Source organism: Pseudomonas sp. MF4836 (genome assembly GCF_002018875.1).
In the GTDB taxonomy this organism is placed as follows: domain Bacteria; phylum Pseudomonadota; class Gammaproteobacteria; order Pseudomonadales; family Pseudomonadaceae; genus Aquipseudomonas.
The window spans coordinates 474,887-490,579 of sequence record NZ_MVOL01000004.1 but is presented as its reverse complement, the minus strand read 5'-3'; the positions used below and the strand labels follow the sequence as shown (position 1 = coordinate 490,579).

16 protein-coding genes are annotated in these 15,693 nt (G+C 62.5%); 5 read left to right on the top strand and 11 right to left on the bottom strand.

Annotation, left to right across the window (positions count from 1 at the left end; genetic code table 11):
- Window positions 1-37: 37 nt before the first annotated feature.
- Window positions 38-331 carry a hypothetical protein gene (locus tag MF4836_RS35005; RefSeq protein WP_153050232.1) on the bottom strand — a complete coding sequence of 98 codons (294 nt, stop codon included), beginning with the start codon at window positions 329-331 and terminating at the stop codon, window positions 38-40.
- A 22-nt stretch (window positions 332-353) separates the two neighbouring features.
- A complete protein-coding gene (locus tag MF4836_RS12455; protein ID WP_020295879.1) occupies window positions 354-791 on the bottom strand; it encodes a DUF4399 domain-containing protein in 438 nt (145 codons plus the stop codon).
- 132 nt (window positions 792-923) lie between these two features.
- Between MF4836_RS12455 and MF4836_RS12450 the strand changes: the two genes are divergently transcribed.
- Window positions 924-1,697, top strand: a complete 774-nt coding sequence (locus tag MF4836_RS12450) for a transporter substrate-binding domain-containing protein (protein WP_078470558.1) — start codon at window positions 924-926, stop codon at window positions 1,695-1,697.
- Window positions 1,698-1,819: 122 nt separating this feature from the next.
- Here the strand turns inward: MF4836_RS12450 and MF4836_RS12445 are convergent, their stop codons facing one another.
- Both MF4836_RS12445 and MF4836_RS12440 read right to left on the bottom strand, forming a co-directional pair.
- Window positions 1,820-2,308, bottom strand: a complete 489-nt coding sequence (locus MF4836_RS12445; protein WP_078470557.1) for a DUF523 domain-containing protein — start codon at window positions 2,306-2,308, stop codon at window positions 1,820-1,822.
- A gap of 2 nt (window positions 2,309-2,310) precedes the next feature.
- Complete coding sequence (locus tag MF4836_RS12440) at window positions 2,311-2,943, bottom strand: 2OG-Fe(II) oxygenase (protein ID WP_020295882.1); 633 nt, start codon at window positions 2,941-2,943, stop codon at window positions 2,311-2,313.
- 159 nt (window positions 2,944-3,102) lie between these two features.
- Between MF4836_RS12440 and MF4836_RS12435 the strand changes: the two genes are divergently transcribed.
- Window positions 3,103-3,855 carry a DUF2059 domain-containing protein gene (locus tag MF4836_RS12435; protein WP_020295883.1) on the top strand — a complete coding sequence of 251 codons (753 nt, stop codon included), beginning with the start codon at window positions 3,103-3,105 and terminating at the stop codon, window positions 3,853-3,855.
- A 174-nt stretch (window positions 3,856-4,029) separates the two neighbouring features.
- On the opposite strand, the gene MF4836_RS12430 is transcribed toward MF4836_RS12435, so the two are convergent.
- On the bottom strand, window positions 4,030-4,968 hold the full coding sequence (locus MF4836_RS12430) for an alpha/beta hydrolase (protein ID WP_078470556.1): 939 nt from the start codon (window positions 4,966-4,968) through the stop codon (window positions 4,030-4,032).
- Between the two features lie 107 nt (window positions 4,969-5,075).
- Here MF4836_RS12430 and MF4836_RS12425 point away from each other — a divergent pair, with 107 nt between their 5' ends.
- Together MF4836_RS12425 and MF4836_RS12420 are read left to right on the top strand one after the other, a co-directional pair.
- On the top strand, window positions 5,076-5,657 hold the full coding sequence (locus MF4836_RS12425) for a DUF6436 domain-containing protein (RefSeq protein ID WP_078470555.1): 582 nt from the start codon (window positions 5,076-5,078) through the stop codon (window positions 5,655-5,657).
- 105 nt (window positions 5,658-5,762) lie between these two features.
- Window positions 5,763-8,174 carry a penicillin acylase family protein gene (locus tag MF4836_RS12420; RefSeq protein ID WP_078470554.1) on the top strand — a complete coding sequence of 804 codons (2,412 nt, stop codon included), beginning with the start codon at window positions 5,763-5,765 and terminating at the stop codon, window positions 8,172-8,174.
- 17 nt (window positions 8,175-8,191) lie between these two features.
- Here MF4836_RS12420 and MF4836_RS12415 read toward each other — a convergent pair whose 3' ends face one another.
- Complete coding sequence (locus MF4836_RS12415) at window positions 8,192-9,157, bottom strand: GlxA family transcriptional regulator (RefSeq protein WP_078470553.1); 966 nt, start codon at window positions 9,155-9,157, stop codon at window positions 8,192-8,194.
- Between the two features lie 223 nt (window positions 9,158-9,380).
- On the opposite strand from MF4836_RS12415, the gene MF4836_RS12410 reads away from it, so the two are divergent.
- Entirely contained in the window at window positions 9,381-10,022 is a 642-nt protein-coding gene (locus MF4836_RS12410) for an HD domain-containing protein (RefSeq protein WP_078470552.1), read from the top strand.
- A gap of 64 nt (window positions 10,023-10,086) precedes the next feature.
- Here MF4836_RS12410 and MF4836_RS12405 read toward each other — a convergent pair whose 3' ends face one another.
- The 5 genes from MF4836_RS12405 to MF4836_RS12385 all read right to left on the bottom strand — a co-directional run bounded on the left by MF4836_RS12405 (window position 10,087) and on the right by MF4836_RS12385 (window position 15,551).
- On the bottom strand, window positions 10,087-10,977 hold the full coding sequence (locus MF4836_RS12405) for an ABC transporter permease subunit (RefSeq protein WP_020295889.1): 891 nt from the start codon (window positions 10,975-10,977) through the stop codon (window positions 10,087-10,089).
- Window positions 10,974-11,855 (bottom strand): ABC transporter permease subunit, encoded by an 882-nt coding sequence (locus MF4836_RS12400; RefSeq protein WP_177326759.1) that lies wholly within the window; start codon window positions 11,853-11,855, stop codon window positions 10,974-10,976. Before MF4836_RS12400 ends, MF4836_RS12405 begins: the two co-directional genes overlap by 4 nt.
- Window positions 11,856-11,890: 35 nt before the next feature.
- A complete protein-coding gene (locus MF4836_RS12395) occupies window positions 11,891-13,033 on the bottom strand; it encodes an ABC transporter ATP-binding protein (RefSeq protein ID WP_020295891.1) in 1,143 nt (380 codons plus the stop codon).
- A 71-nt stretch (window positions 13,034-13,104) separates the two neighbouring features.
- Complete coding sequence (locus tag MF4836_RS12390) at window positions 13,105-14,199, bottom strand: polyamine ABC transporter substrate-binding protein (protein ID WP_078470551.1); 1,095 nt, start codon at window positions 14,197-14,199, stop codon at window positions 13,105-13,107.
- A 254-nt stretch (window positions 14,200-14,453) separates the two neighbouring features.
- Entirely contained in the window at window positions 14,454-15,551 is a 1,098-nt protein-coding gene (locus tag MF4836_RS12385) for a polyamine ABC transporter substrate-binding protein (protein ID WP_078470550.1), read from the bottom strand.
- Window positions 15,552-15,693: the final 142 nt, after the last annotated feature.

Below are 15,693 nucleotides of genomic sequence, written 5' to 3'. Positions count from 1 at the left end.
GAGCCCTTCGGGGCTCCTTTTTTATGGGGCCTGTTTTTTATGGGGCCTGTTTCGGGGATTTTTCCCTGGGCCAGAACACCACGGCCAGGTTGGCGAACAGGCTCAGGAAGAACAGCGGCAGGACCAGATACATGGGCGCCCAAAACACCTCGGGCGCCGTTCCGAACATAATCGCGCCGACGATGACCGATACGAGCGGCAGGACCGCACACAGCGCACACCACCAGAAGAGCCTGGAGCCGATCCTTGCAAGCTTTCTACGCATCCCTGCCCTCTTCAATCGGTCCACAAAAAAGGAAGGCACATTGGCCTCCCCCGTTTCAATTGTCATTACCCAAAGCTGGGAATAACGATTATTTCACCGTCACTGTGATCTTCTTCGACACAATCACTGGCTTGAACGGCACGTGGTTCTTGTCCGCAAGCTCCAGTTGCAAGGTGTGCTTGCCCGGCGCCAGGGTAACTTCGGTTTCAGTCTGGGCCTTGCCGAAATGCAGGTGGTTGGCGTCCATCGGAATCGGCAGGTTTTCCGCCGGCAGTTGGTCGACATCGATCAGCAGGTGATGGTGGCCGGTGTTCGGGGTCTGGTCGCCGGCAGGTGCCAGGGCCATGCCTTCGACACCGAACTTGACCTTGAAGGTCTTGTCCACGGTTGCCCCGTCTTCCGGGGACACGATGCTCACCTGGGCACCGGCAGGCGCTGGCGTACGAGGAATTTCCGCGGCACCGGCGAACATCGAAGCACCCAGCAACAGGCTGGCCAGTGCAGTACGAGAGATGAAGCTTTTCATTATTTTCTCCAGTTTTTCGGCAAAATCTTTACGTTTGTGACAACTTCGGAGCGATTCGTTGTCGAAGGCACTCAACACCATAGCAAAGCGAGCCTGAACGGCGAACCGCACCTATAAATTCAAGGAGTGACCATGCGCTTTCTGCCTGGCCTGATACTTTTGCTACCCCTTGTGAGCACTTACGCTCAAGCCGAACTGATTGATGACATCAATGATCGTGGGGAGCTGCGCATTGCCCTCGAGGCCAACAGCCCGCCCTTCAACTTCAAGGACGACGGCAAACTCAGCGGGTTCGAGGTTGAACTGGGCCAACTGCTGGCCGGCGAGCTCGATGTGCGCGCCGACTTCGTGGTCACCGATGCCGCCGACTTGCTGCCAGGCGTCGAAAGCGGCAAATACGATGTGGCCATCAACCACATAGCAGTGACCCCGGAACTCAAGGATCGTTTCGATTTCAGCGAGCCCTACAGCTACTCCAGCGCACAATTGATCGTGCGCCAGGAAGAACAGCGCCCGCTGGGTACGCTGCAGGCCCTGCAAGGCCAGGCTTTGGGCGTGGCCCAGGGCAGCCAGTTCGTGGACCAGGCGCGGACCGTCGAAGGCATCAACCTGCGCAGCTACCCGGACGCGCAACAGCCCCTCAAGGACGTGGCGGACAAGCAGATCGACGCCGCCATCAGCGACCGCCTGCTGATTCCCTATGCCATTCGCGACAGCCGCCTGCCGGTCAAGGAAGGCGCCAAGGTCGGCCCCACGCTGAGCCTGGCGATTCCGTTTCAGAAAGGTAACCCGGCCTTTCAGGCCAGCCTGGATGGCGCCCTGCAGCGCATCAAGAGTGACGGGCGCCTGATGGCGCTGTCGGAGAAATGGTTCGGCATGGATGCGAGCAAGCCGCCAAAGCCTTGAGCCTGTAGCGGCTGGGCTGCGTTCTAGCCGAAGCGGTGGCTGTCTGGTGTCTTTGCAGTGTTGCAGAGGGCCAGCGCAGCCTCGCCCGCTCGGCAGCGGCTACGGCTTACGGGTGTGCTGTCTTATTCTGCGAGGCTGGCCAGGGCGGCGGCCGCTTCGGGCAACTGCAACTCGCTGAACACCTGCACCCCGTGGCGCGTCAACAGCGCGGCGGTGACGCCCGCGCCCTGGACCTTGACCCCGCTGAACGAGCCATCGTACGTCAGCACATTGCCGCAGGACGGGCTGTGGGCCTTGAGCACCGCGATGCGAATGCCATGGCGCTGCACCAGCGCCAGGGCCTGCCGGGCGCCGTCCAGAAACTCGCCACTGACGTCTTCACCGTCGCTGGTCAGTACCTGCGCACGACCATCGAGCACCTCGCTCCCCTGCCCGCCAGGAATCTCGGCCGCCGCTCGCGGTGTCGGCAAGCCGCCGGCCACTTCCGGGCACAAGGCAACCACCCGCCCCTCGGCCTGCCAATGGGCCAATTGATCGAATGGCCCGCTGGCTCCCCCGTCATAACGTACGCGGTGGCCTAACAGGCAGCGGCTTACCAGAATCTTGTGCATGATCAGAACGGCTCGTTACCGCGCCGCCGGAACCAGCCGGTCAACGACAGGCGATCGCGGGTTGCGGGCATGACTTCATGAGGCACCTCGCCGGATAGAAACACCACCAGCCGGCCTCCCGTGGGGACCACATCGTATTCGACGTCGCCCTTCAGATACATCCGCAGCTGACCACCGTATTCAGGCAGCCACCCCGGGTTGAGGTAGATCACCGCCGACACCATGCGCCGATCATCGTCGCGAAAACGGTCGAGGTGCTTCAGGTAGAACGCTCCCGGCGGGTACAGGGCGAAATGGCTTTCGAAATCCTCCAGCCCCAGGTACAGGCCGCGATTGAGCGCCACGCGCAGGCTGTCCATCAACCCCAGATAAGTGTCGCAAGCCTCGGCCTGGCCGGGTTCGAGCCACTGGATATGATCCCCCCGGATCCCCTCGCGGATCTCCTGGAATGGCCCGCGCCCTACTGCCGCCGGAGCCAGTTCACCTTCGGCTGCACGTTTACGGCACTCAGCCGCCAACTCCAGGGTCAGAGCCTCTGGCAGAAAGATATTCTGCTGCGACCAGCCACAGGCGGCCAAGTCGTCGACGATACGTAACAACAATGGGTGATCAGAGGGTATTTGCATGGCGCGCATAGTATCCAGCCTCAGATGAATCTGACAGAGCCGTGTAGCGGAGGACCGCGCAAAAATTCAACGCACCGGTATCGGACACTTTGCACCCTGATCCTGATACGAATTCTCGACAACCATCGCCTCGCCCCGGAGAATAGTGGGCTGCTGACAGGAGTCCTTATGCGCCGTTTGCTTTTTTCACTGTTGATGTTCTGCGTTTTGCCCGCGTGGGCAGACAGCCTCGACCAGCTGTACAAGGTCGCCGGCTGGCCAGAACAACGCGCGCATTTCAACGATGCCCTCACCGCGGCTCAGCAACGCTACCAGAACAGCCTGCCACCGGCGGTCTACCAGGCGTTGGTGAACAACAGCAACCAACGCTTCGCCCCCCAGGCGATGGATCGGCGCGCCCAGGCGCAGCTGAGGCAGAACCTCGCCGACCCGCAGCCGGCGCTGGCGTTTTTCCAGTCGCCCCTGGGACGCAAAATCACTGCCGCCGAACTGCTGGCGACGCGTCGCGACCAATTGGCCAAGAACGCCCAGGGCCTGCCGAAGATGCAGGCCAGTGACAATCGTCAATTGATCATCGGCCACCTGGCCCAGGCCCTGCCCGCCCGCGAGGCCGGTGCCGAAGTCAGCCTGGCGATTGCCGGGGTGGCCGCCGACAGCCTGAGCCAGATGATTCCCGGGCTGTTGGGCGGTGGCCAGGCCCAGGGCATGCTCAACGGCCAGCGCCAGCGGCTGATGGAGCAGATCGGCGCCGATTTGAACAACACCTTGCTGTACGTCTATCGCGACCTGTCGGATACCGAACTGGAAGAGTTCGCGACCTTCGCCGAATCCACCGAAGGCAAGGCCTACTACCAGGCCGCCCTCGCCGCCATCCGCGCGGGTCTGGCCGTCGGCCAAAGCAGCTCCAGCCTCGCCCCATAGCCCTGTCGCCGCTCTGCCGAAATACATCCGTTACAGGTGCATCGCTTCACAGGGCCTGCGGCAGCGGCTACAGCACGGATGTGTAGCCGCTGCCGACAGGCTGCGTTGTCCCGCACAGACGCCGCAAATTTCCCCCACTGAAACTGCCTCGCCCCAAAGGACCTGCCGCAGCGCCTACAGGTGCTGGTCGAGGAAGGCGAAATACTGCTCGCGAAATTCAGGGGTTTCATTGGCCAGGTGATGTCGCGCACGCGGCAGCATCAGTACCTGGGGCTGATCGAATTTGCCGCAGATCACCTGCAGGTTGTGTCGCCAATCCACCGTCATGTCCTGTTCGCCCTGCACGATCAACGGGCGCCGGGGGCTGCGGGGCGCGGCTTCCAGGCGTTTGATCCAGCGCGACAAGGCGCCGACCCAGGCCGTTGGCAGGCGCTGCGGCTGCAAGGGGTCGGCCTGCAGGAACGGCATGAAATCGGGATCGTTGGTGTTCTCGCTGAAGCGCCGGGCAATCCCGCTGACGAAGGGTTTGAGCAGGTAATAGCTGAGCATCGACCAACCCCAGGAGCGCGGCCGCACCAAGGGTGACAGCAGGATCACCCGGCCCTGGGCAGGACTCTGCTCACCCTGATGCAGCAAATGATCAACCACGATTGCGCCACCGGTACTCTGCCCGAACAGATGCCAGGGTTGGGGCAAATCCAGGGACCGCGCCTCGGCAAACAACCCTTGCACCACCGCCTGGTACACCGCGAAATCATCGATGCTGGCGCGCTCGCCGCTGGACAGCCCGTGCCCCGGCAAATCGCAGGCAATCACCACGAACTGATGCTCCAGGGCCCACTCGATCACGTGCCGGTACAGGCCCATGTGGTCGTAATAGCCGTGGTACAGAAACAGGGTCGCCACCGGATTTTCCGGCCACCAGACCTGACTGACCACTTCAAACCCCGGCACTTCAAACCGCCCCAAGCGGCAACGGAACGGCGTCGCACGCTGGGCAAAATCCAGCCCGTAGAAGCGCTGATAGGCCCGCGCCTGCGCCGACAGTGGCTGCGCGGCAGCCAACGGTTGCAGGCTGGCACGCAATTGATCGGGGTCGAACGTCGCAGGCATAGGGCTTTCCAAAGGTGGCGCGAAGCGCAAAACAGGCTTTATGGGCCTGCGATATTCATCTGTCGCGGCAAGCATGGCAAGCTACGCGACCTCGAGGACCGATCCGCATGCCCAAGCCTTACCGCACGACACTCCTTGCCAGCCTGCTTGCACTCATCTGCGCCGGGGTGCTGTGGGCAGCCTACGACTGGTTCCAGGGCCGCTACCTGCGCGCCTTCAGCGAACACACCGCGGTGTTTTCCGGCGACCCGCTGCAACTGCCCGCCGAACTGGCCGGCCCCGGCGCGATCCGCCTGGTGCACTTCTGGGACCCGGCCTGCCCATGCAATGTCGGCAACCAGCAGCACCTGGGCGAATTGATCGAACACTTCGGCCCCCTGGGCGTGGAGTTCTACGCCGTGCAAAAGCCCGGCAGCCATGGCCAGCTCCCCGCCACCCTGAGCGCACTCAAGCCCATCGCCGCGCTGCCCGGCGCCGAGCAGATCCCCGCCAGCCCGGCCGTGGCGATCTGGGACCGCAACGGCAAGCTGGCGTACTTCGGCCCCTACAGCGAAGGCCTGACCTGCAACTCCAGCAACAGCTTTATCGAACCCATCCTGCAGGCCCTGCATCAAGGACGCGCGGTCGACGCGACCCACACCCTGGCGGTGGGCTGCTATTGTCCATGGCCGGTGAACCCTCTGAACTAGGGCATTCCCGACTTTTCAAGGACAGGGCTGCCCAGCCGTCGACGGGCCGTGCTAAATGTCTGCGGTCCAGCCGGACGGCATTCGAAGATCGAACCAGGAGCCTCCATGAAACGCAGCTTGCGCGTACTCGCCGTGTTGATCCTCGCCCTTGCCGCCGGGGCCGGCGGGTACCTGTACAGCAAGCAGCCTTCACGCCAGGGCCAGGTCGAACTGGCAGGCCTCCAGGGCTCGGTCACCGTGCGCTATGACGAGCGCGGCATACCGCATATCCGCGCCGAGAACGAAACCGACCTGTACCGCGCCCTCGGCTATGTCCACGCCCAGGACCGCCTGTTCCAGATGGAAGCCATGCGCCGCCTGGCCCGCGGCGAACTGGCCGAGGTGCTCGGGCCCAAGCTGCTGGACACCGACAAACTGTTTCGCAGCCTGCGCATTCGCGAACGGGCAGCCAGCTATGTGGCGGCGCTGGATCGGGAGTCGCCGGCCTGGAAGGCGCTGCAAGCCTATCTGGACGGCATCAACCACTATCAGGACAGCCACGCCAGCCCGATCGAGTTCGACGTGCTGGGCATCCCCAAGCGGCCCTTCACCGCCGAAGACACCATCAGCGTCGCCGGCTACATGGCCTACAGCTTTGCCGCTGCCTTTCGCACCGAGCCGGTGCTGACCTATGTGCGCGATCAACTGGGCAGTGACTACCTGAAAGTCTTCGACCTCGACTGGCAGCCCAAAGGCGTGCTGGCAAGCCACAAGAACCCACCGGCCCCAGCCCTTTCCGCCCGCGACTGGCAAGGCCTGGGCGCCCTCGCCCAACTCAGCCGCCAGGCCCTGGAAGAGGCCGGCCTGCCGCAGTTCGAGGGCAGCAATGCCTGGGCGATCGCCGGCAACCGCACCAAAAGCGGCAAGCCATTGCTCGCCGGAGACCCGCACATCCGCTTCTCGGTGCCTGCGGTGTGGTATGAGGCGCAGCTTTCGGCGCCGGGCTTCGAGCTCTATGGCCACCACCAGGCCCTGGTGCCCTTCGCGTTCCTCGGGCACAACCTGGATTTCGGCTGGAGCCTGACCATGTTCCAGAACGACGACCTCGATCTGATCGCGGAGAAGGTCAACCCGGACAACCCCAACCAGGTGCGCTACCACGATCAGTGGGTCGACCTCATCAGCAGCGAGCAACAGATCGCGGTCAAGGGCCAGGCCCCGGTGACCCTGGTGCTGCGCCAGTCGCCCCATGGTCCGATCGTCAACGACGCCCTTGGCGCCAACGCCGGCCAGACACCGATCGCCATGTGGTGGGCGTTTCTGGAAACCCCCAACCCGATCCTCGAAGGTTTCTACCAGCTCAACCGCGCCGACACCCTGGCCAAGGCCCGCAACGCCGCGAGCAAGGTCCAGGCGCCCGGCCTGAATATCGTCTGGGCCAACGCCCGTGGCGATATCGGCTGGTGGGCCGCGGCCCTGCTGCCCAAGCGTCCGCTGGGGGCCACCCCGGGTTTTATCCTCGACGGCAGCAGCGTGCAGGCCGACAAGGACGGCTTCTACCCGTTCAGCGCCAACCCCCAGGAGGAGAACCCGGCACGCGGCTACATCGTGTCGGCCAACTTCCAGCCGGTGTCGCCCAGCGGGATGGAGATCCCCGGGTACTACAACCTGTCCGACCGTGGCCAGCAGCTGGATCGGCAACTCAGTGACAAAACCGTGAAGTGGGACATCGACGCCAGCCAGAAGCTGCAACTGGGCACCACCACCGCCTACGGTCCGCGTTTACTGGCTCCGCTGCTGCCGGAGCTGCGCAGCCTGGTCAGCGATCCCCAGGAACTGAAACTGGTGGAGCAACTGGCGCAATGGCCGGGCGACTACCCGCTGCAGTCCACCAGCGCCACCCTGTTCAACCAGTTGCTGTTCGAGCTGACCAATGCGGTCTTCCATGAAAAATTGGGTGACTCGCTGTTCGACACCCTGCTCACCACCCGCGTCATCGATGCCGCCCTGCCGCGCCTGACCGCCGACGCCAACTCGCCGTGGTGGGACAACCGCCTGACGCCGCAACGGGAAACCCGCGCCCACACCCTCAAGCTGGCCTGGCGCGCCAGCATCGACCACCTCAAGCGCACCCTGGGCGACGATCCGGCGCAATGGCGCTGGGGCGATGCCCACACCTTGACCCACGGCCACCCGCTGGGCACGCAGAAGCCCCTGGAGCGGGTGCTCAATGTCGGCCCGTTTGCCGCGCCCGGTGCCCACGAAGTGCCGAACAACCAGACCTCGAAAATTGGCCCGGCGCCCTGGCCGGTGACTTACGGCCCGTCGACCCGCCGCATCATCGACTTCGCCGACGCGGCCCACAGCCTGACCATCAACCCGGTCGGGCAAAGCGGCGTGCCCTTCGACAAGCACTACCAGGACCAGGCCGAAGCCTATATCGAAGGGGTCTACCAGCAGGCGCACTTCAGCGAAGAAGAAGTCGTCGCCAATACCCGCAGCACCCTGAAACTGCTGCCAGCACGTCCGGCACACTGAAGCCCGGCGCCGGTCACTCAGGCCGGCGCGGCGAAGTTCAGGCGAAACTGCTGCGGCGTTACCCCCAGGCGGCGGTTGAAAACGCTGCGCATGTGCTGGGCATCGCGGAAGCCGCACTGATAGGCCACGGTCTTGAGCGGCGCGCGGGTGCTTTCGAGCATCACCCGTGCCGCGTCCAGCCGTGCGCGCTCGACGAACTCCGCCGGAGTGACCTTGGCCTCCCGGGCAAAGACTCGGGAAAAGTTGCGCGCGCTCATGTTGGCCGCTCGCGCCAGGTCGGCGATGTTCAGGTCGCCATTGAGGTTGGCCAGCACGTAGTGCTGCACCAGCGCCACTGCCGAGGTCGCTTCGGCATGGGGCGTGAGGAACGGACTGAACTGCGACTGCCCGCCCGCGCGCTGGGTGAACACCACCAGGCGCTTGGCCACGCTCAGGGCCACTTCGGCGCCGTGATCACGGGCCAGCAGGTACAGCGACAAATCGATCCCGGCCGTCACCCCGGCCGAGGTGAACAGCTCGCCGTCCTGCACATATAGCCGATCGGCCTCGACCCGGGCCGAGGGACAGAGCGCCGCCAGGGCCGTGGCATCGTTCCAGTGGGTGGTGACCGTGCGCCCCTCCAGCAGACCGGCCCGAGCCAGCATGAACGCGCCATTGCAGATCGAGCCAAAGCCGCCGGCGCCCAGGCTCGCCTGCCGCAGCCAGGCATCGAACTGCGGGCCGAAATCCAGAAACGGCAACTGCGGCCCGCCCGCCGCCAGCAGCAGGTCGTAGTGAGCGTCGGCTTCGCTGAAATGCCGGTGCGCCTGCAGCGTCAACCCATTGGAACAAGCCAGCAGGCCGCGCTCGACGCCGATGACCTGCAACCGGTAGTGGGCCTCGGGGGCCAGGAAACGATTGGCCTCGGCAAACACATCCATGGGGCCGGTGACGTCCAGGGACTGCACCCCGGGAAATACGATGATGGCAACGCTTTTGCCCATGGGATCGATCACCTGCCGGGAGTTGAAGGGCGGACCAGAGGCTGGATGCCAGCCTGGGGCGAAGGGGCATAACCCTAGCGAATCACCGGCCAGTAAGCGAGCTGGCACGAAATGCACGCCGATTGGCCGGGATCGCAGCCATGGCTCGATTGTCGGCCCTGGGGCTCGGGAACAGACTGGATCGATCAGCGCCACACCGGCGCCCGCCCCCGAGGACCACCCCATGAGCAACCGCATCGCCGGCATCCCGATCCCCGACAGCGCCCTGGCCCGGGCCACCACCGAATACATCCGCGACCTCGAGCCCGACCTGCTGTACCACCACTCGCGGCGGGTGTTCCTGTTCGGCGCCCTGAGTGGCGAACGCCGACAACTGGCCTACAACCCGGAGTTGCTGTACGTCGGCGCGATGTTCCACGACCTGGGCCTGGTCCAAGGCCAGCGCAGTGCCGACCAACGTTTTGAAGTGGACGGCGCCAATGCAGCCAAGGCCTTCCTCCAGCCTTACGGCCTGAACGACGATGATCTCGAGCAGGTCTGGCTGTCCATCGCCCTGCACACCACGCCAGGGGTCACCCAGCATTTGCGGCCGAACGTGGCGCTGGTCACCGCCGGTGTGGAGATGGACGTGCTGGGCATCGACTACGCGGCCTTTCCTGCCGCGCAACGCGAGGCCGTGGTTCACGCGCACCCACGGGGCGAAGGCTTCAAGGAATGCATCCTCTGTGCGTTCGCCGAGGGCTTCAAACACAAGCCCTTGACCACCTTCGGCACGGTGAACGCCGATGTGTTGGTGGACAGCGAGCCCGGTTTCAAGCCGCTGAATTTTGTCGAGGTGATCCGCCAGTCGCCCTGGAGCTCTTGAGCAGGGGCTAACGGCAGAAACAAAAACGCCCCTTCGACAGGGGCGTTTATTGCATCGCTGGGGCTTAAACGGCTTCCGGCGCCTGGGCCCGACGGACGTCAGGCTGTTTCCAGGAATCGGCCGCGCTTTCTTCGATGGCCTGCTGGATCGCACGTTTGCGCGCTTCTTCGGCGCGGCGGCTGAAGAACCAGACCAGGAAGGTCACCAGGGACACCGCCAGCAGAATCAGGCTGGCCACGGCGTTGATTTCCGGTTTGACCCCCAGGCGCACCGCCGAGAACACTTCCATCGGCAAGGTGGTGGAACCCGGGCCGGAAACGAAGCTGGCCAGTACCAGGTCATCCAGGGACAGGGCGAACGACATCATGCCGCCGGCTGCCAGCGAGGGCGCGATCATCGGGATGGTGATCAGGAAGAACACCTTCCACGGCCGTGCCCCAAGGTCCATGGCCGCCTCTTCGATGGACAGGTCCAGCTCCCGCAGGCGCGCCGACACCACCACCGCCACATAGGCCGAGCAGAAGGTGGTGTGGGCGATCCAGATGGTCACCAGGCCACGTTCCTGGGGCCAGCCGATCATCTGTGCCATGGCCACGAACAGCAGCAACAGCGACAGACCGGTGATCACTTCGGGCATCACCAGCGGCGCGGTCACCAGGCCGCCGAACAGCGTGCGACCCTTGAAGTGGGTGATCCGAGTCAGCACGAACGCCGCCAGGGTCCCCAGCGCCACCGCAGCGATCGCCGTATAGCAGGCGATCTCCAGGGAGCGCAGGACCGAGCCCATCAGTTGGGTGTTGTCCAGCAGGCCGACGTACCACTTGATCGACCAGCCGCCCCAGACCGTCACCAGCTTCGAGGCGTTGAACGAGTAGATCACCAGGATCAGCATCGGCAGGTAGATGAACAGCAAGCCGAGCACCAGCATCAGGGTAGAAAAACTGAAGCGCTTCATTCTTTGCCCTCCATCTCTTTGGCCTGACTACGGTTGAAGAGGATGATCGGCACAATCAGGATCGCCAGCATCACCACCGCCAGGGCCGACGCCACCGGCCAGTCACGGTTGTTGAAGAACTCTTGCCAGAGCACTTTACCGATCATCAGGGTTTCCGGGCCGCCCAGCAGTTCCGGGATCACGAACTCGCCCACCACCGGGATGAACACCAGCATGCAGCCGGCGATGATGCCGTTCTTGGACAGTGGGATGGTGATCTTCCAGAAGCTGTTGAAGGTGCTTGAACCCAGGTCCGACGCGGCTTCCAGCAGGCTGTGGTCATGCTTCACCAGGTTCGCGTACAGCGGCAGGATCATGAACGGCAGGTAGGAATAGACCACGCCGATGTACACCGCGATGTTGGTGTTGAGGATCTGCAGCGGTTCGTTGATCCAGCCCATGCCCATCAGGATGCCGTTGAGCAGGCCGTTGTTGCTGAGGATGCCCATCCAGGCATAGACGCGGATCAGGATCGCGGTCCAGGTCGGCATCATGATCAGCAACACCAGCACGGTCTGGATCTCTTTGCGTGCCGTGGCGATGCCGTAGGCCATCGGGTAGCCAATCAGCAGGCAGAGGATGGTGCTGAAAAACGCCATCTTCAGCGAGCCGAGGTAGGCGGCGATGTACAGCTCGTCGTCGCCCAGCATCGAGTAGTTGCCCAGGTTCAGCAGCAGCTGCACCTTCTGGTCGACGTAGCTGTAGATCTCGGTGTACGGCGGGATGGCCACATCGGCTTCAGCGAAGCTGATCTTCAGGACGATGAAGAACGGCAGCATGAAAAACAGGAACAGCCAGATGAACGGGACCCCGATGACCAATTGACGGCCACCGGGAATTATTCGATTGAGTCGGCGCTTGAGCTTTCGCATGTTCATGAGCGAAGTACCACGCCGCTGTCGTCTTCCCACCAGACGTAGACCTGGTCACCCCAGGTCGGACGGGCGCCGCGGCGCTCGGCGTTGGCCACGAACGACTGCACCAGCTTGCCGCTCGGCAGTTCGACGTAGAACACCGAGTGTCCGCCCAGGTAGGCGATGTCGTGCACCTTGCCGCTGGACCAGTTGTATTCGCAGGTCGGCATTTCGGCAGTGACCAGCAGTTTTTCCGGGCGAATCGCGTAGGTCACCGACTTGTCCTGCACCGAGGTGCTGATGCCGTGGCCGACGTAGATCTGGCGATCCAGGTCTTTGCAGGTGATGGTTGCGTGGCCTTCGGCGTCGTCGATCACTTCGCCTTCGAAGATGTTGACGTTGCCGATGAACTCGCAGACCAGGCGGCTGACCGGGGTTTCGTAGATGTCGATCGGGCTGCCGATCTGCGCGATCCAGCCCAGGTGCATGATGGCGATGCGTTCGGCCATGGTCATGGCCTCTTCCTGGTCGTGGGTCACCATCACGCAGGTCACGCCGACGCGCTCGATGATCTCCACCAGCTCCAGTTGCATCTGCGAGCGCAGTTTCTTGTCCAGGGCGCCCATCGGCTCATCGAGCAGCAGCAGTTTCGGACGCTTGGCCAGGGAGCGAGCCAGGGCCACGCGCTGGCGCTGGCCACCGGAAAGCTGGTGCGGCTTGCGCTTGGCGTATTGGCTCATCTGCACCAGCTTGAGCATTTCCGCGACCCGGGCGTCGACTTCCGCCGCCGGGATCTTGTCCTGCTTGAGGCCGAAGGCAATGTTCTGGGCCACGGTCATGTGCGGGAACAACGCATAGGACTGGAACATCATGTTGATCGGCCGCTCGTAGGGCGGCATGTCGGTGATGTCCACGCCATCGAGGAAGATTCGCCCCTCGGTCGGCCGCTCGAAGCCTGCGAGCATGCGCAGCAAGGTGGATTTGCCCGAACCCGATCCGCCGAGCAAGGCGAAGATTTCGCCTTTCTTGATTTCCAGGGACACGTCGTCCACGGCAATCGTCTCGTCGAACTTCTTCGTGACCCGGTCGATTTTGACCAACACCTGCTTAGGTGTCTGGTCGCCCTCGAGGGCTTTCTTGTAGGCGCCGGAGGCAACAGCCATTTGCGAAACTCCCAACAAAATTTGCAGCTCGCCCGATACAGGCGAGCCTTGGATAGTTTGAGCCTTTGAAGCTACTTACCCGACTTGACCTTGGTCCAGCTACGGGTCATGAGACGTTGAATCTTGGGCGGCAACTCGGAGTTGACGTACAGCTTGTCGACGATGGCTTGCGCTGGGTAAACCGCCTCGTCGGTTCGTACTGCCTGGTCCATCAGCTCGCCCGCCTTGGGGTTGGGGTTGGCGTAACCGACGGCGTCGCTGACCTGAGCGATGACCTCAGGCTTGAGCAGGTAATTGATAAAGGCATGGGCTTCCTTGACGTTGCCGGCATCCCGCGGGATGGCCAGCATGTCGAACCAGAGGTTGCCGCCTTCCTTGGGGATCACGTAGGCGATTTCCACGCCCTTGCCGGCCTCTGCCGCACGGGCCTTGGCCTGAAATACATCACCGGAGAAACCGGCGGCGACGCAGATCTCGCCATTGGCCAGGTCGGAGATGTACTTGGATGAGTTGAAGTACGTCACGTAAGGGCGCACGGCCAGCAACTTGGCTTCGGCCTTCTTGTAGTCTTCGGGGTTCTGGCTGTTGGGCGACAGACCCATGTAGTTGAGCACCGCCGGCAGCATTTCATCTGCCGAATCGAGGAAGGCCACGCCGCAGCTGGACAGCTTCTTGATGTTTTCCGGCTCGAACAGCATGGCCCAGGAATCGATCTTGTCGACGCCCAGTGCGGCCTTGACCTTCTCCACGTTGTAGCCGATGCCGTTAGTGCCCCACAGGTAAGGCACGGCGTACTGGTTGCCCGGGTCGTTCTTCTCCAGGCGCTTGAGCAGCACCGGGTCGAGGTTGGAATAGTTGCTCAACTGCGCCTTGTCGAGCTTTTGAAAAGCCCCGGCCTTGATCTGCTTGCCCAGGAAGTGATTGGACGGCACCACCACGTCATAGCCGGTATGCCCGGCCAGCAACTTGCCTTCCAGGGTTTCATTGGAGTCGAACACGTCATAGACCGGCTTGATGCCCGTGGCTTTTTCAAAGTCCGCCAGAGTGCTCTGACCGATATAGTCGGACCAGTTATAAATATGCACGGTAGGTGCTGCCTGGACACTGACGGCCAGCGTCAGCCCGGCGCCGACCAGCAAGGCTTTGCGAAATAAAGAAATAGGCAAGTGGAGGTCCTCTAAATAGTTGGGCCCAAGTTGCCCCGTGTCACATGACAGCCCGAAGCTGCCCGGCAACAAAACCGGCGCGCAACTTACCCTCGATAAACCGTTCCAGCAAAACTTTCTGTCATTTAATTACGGCAAAACCGATGTAGCCGCTGCTGGCAGGCTGCCAGCGCTGACGAAGAAAACCCTGCTTTCATCAGCGCCAGGCCCCTTTCGGGGCCATCGCGGCCTTGGGCAGCGGCTACAGGTTTGCGTTATTTACCGGATTTGATCTTGGTCCAGCTGCGCGTCAGGATCCGCTGGGTCGCGGCTGGCAAGTCGGCAATCGCATACAACTTGGCCTGCACGTCCGCTGGCGGGTAGATGCCTGGATCGCTGGTGATGTCTTTATCGACCAGGGCGGTTGCAGCCGCGTTACCGTTGGGGAAACGCACGGCGTTGGTGATCTCGGCCATGATTTCCGGCTTCTGCAGGAAGGTCATGAACTTGTAGGCGCCTTCGACGTTTTCCGCATCTTTCGGGATGGCGACCATGTCGTAGAAGCTGCCAGCACCTTCTTTCGGAATGTTGTAGCTGACTTTCACCTTGTCACCGGCTTCGGCAGCACGGGACTTGGCCTGGTAGATATCGCCCGAGTAACCGACCGCGACGCAGATGTTGCCGTTGGCCAGGTCAGAGATGTACTTGGAAGAGTGGAAGTAGCCGATCGAAGGACGGATCTTCAGGAACAGTGCTTCAGCTTCGGCCAGTTGTTTCTTGTCCTGGCTGTCGGTTGGATAGCCCAGGTAGTGCAGTGCCACCGGAATCATCTCGGTTGGCGAATCGAGGAAGCTGATGCCGCACGATTTCAACTTGGCTGCGTTCTCAGGCTTGAACAGCAGGTCCCAGGAGTTGGTCGGTGCATCGGCGCCCAATGCAGCCTTGACCTTCTCGGCATTGAAGCCGATACCGATCGAGCCCCACATGTAAGGGAATGCGTGTTTGTTGCCCGGGTCGCTGACGGACACGGCCTTGAGCAGGGATTCGTTGAGGTTTTTCCAATTAGGCAGTTTGGAGCGGTCCAACTCTTGGTAGACACCGGCCTTGATCTGTTTGGCCAGGAAGTTGTTGGACGGCACCACGATGTCGTAACCGGACTTGCCGGCCAACAACTTGGCTTCCAGGGTTTCGTTACTGTCGAACACGTCGTACACGACTTTGATACCGGATTCGGTTTCAAACTTCTTGATGGTGTCCGGCGCGATGTAGTCGGACCAGTTGTAAACGTGCAGAACCTTGTCATCGGCCTGGGCTGCGCCAGCGAATGCGCCCATCAGGGAGATCGCGAGGAGGGTCTTGCCAGCTATCTTCATACCTAATGCCTTCATGCGTAATGCTCCAATTATTCTTTTTAACCACATTCTTGTTAACCAAGAGCCGGCGGCCGATTCCCGAGCAACTAAAAACAGCGGGTAGTCTGGCAAGATCCAAGGCAGGCTTTCAAGGAAAGACCCA

Excerpts from the sequence above, each read along its gene's own strand:
- MF4836_RS12450 (WP_078470558.1), top strand. The coding sequence starts at position 924 with ATGCGCTTTCTGCCTGGCCTGATACTTTTGCTACCCCTTGTGAGCACT.
- MF4836_RS12430 (WP_078470556.1), bottom strand. The coding sequence starts at position 4,968 with ATGCCTGCGACGTTCGACCCCGATCAATTGCGTGCCAGCCTGCAACCG.
- MF4836_RS12425 (WP_078470555.1), top strand. The coding sequence starts at position 5,076 with ATGCCCAAGCCTTACCGCACGACACTCCTTGCCAGCCTGCTTGCACTC.
- MF4836_RS12405 (WP_020295889.1), bottom strand. The coding sequence starts at position 10,977 with ATGAAGCGCTTCAGTTTTTCTACCCTGATGCTGGTGCTCGGCTTGCTG.
- MF4836_RS12395 (WP_020295891.1), bottom strand. The coding sequence starts at position 13,033 with ATGGCTGTTGCCTCCGGCGCCTACAAGAAAGCCCTCGAGGGCGACCAG.
- MF4836_RS12385 (WP_078470550.1), bottom strand. The coding sequence starts at position 15,551 with ATGAAGATAGCTGGCAAGACCCTCCTCGCGATCTCCCTGATGGGCGCA.
- MF4836_RS12435 (WP_020295883.1), top strand. The coding sequence starts at position 3,103 with ATGCGCCGTTTGCTTTTTTCACTGTTGATGTTCTGCGTTTTGCCCGCG.
- MF4836_RS12420 (WP_078470554.1), top strand. The coding sequence starts at position 5,763 with ATGAAACGCAGCTTGCGCGTACTCGCCGTGTTGATCCTCGCCCTTGCC.
- MF4836_RS12445 (WP_078470557.1), bottom strand. The coding sequence starts at position 2,308 with ATGCACAAGATTCTGGTAAGCCGCTGCCTGTTAGGCCACCGCGTACGT.
- MF4836_RS12440 (WP_020295882.1), bottom strand. The coding sequence starts at position 2,943 with ATGCGCGCCATGCAAATACCCTCTGATCACCCATTGTTGTTACGTATC.
- MF4836_RS12455 (WP_020295879.1), bottom strand. The coding sequence starts at position 791 with ATGAAAAGCTTCATCTCTCGTACTGCACTGGCCAGCCTGTTGCTGGGT.
- MF4836_RS12415 (WP_078470553.1), bottom strand. The coding sequence starts at position 9,157 with ATGGGCAAAAGCGTTGCCATCATCGTATTTCCCGGGGTGCAGTCCCTG.
- MF4836_RS35005 (WP_153050232.1), bottom strand. The coding sequence starts at position 331 with ATGACAATTGAAACGGGGGAGGCCAATGTGCCTTCCTTTTTTGTGGAC.
- MF4836_RS12410 (WP_078470552.1), top strand. The coding sequence starts at position 9,381 with ATGAGCAACCGCATCGCCGGCATCCCGATCCCCGACAGCGCCCTGGCC.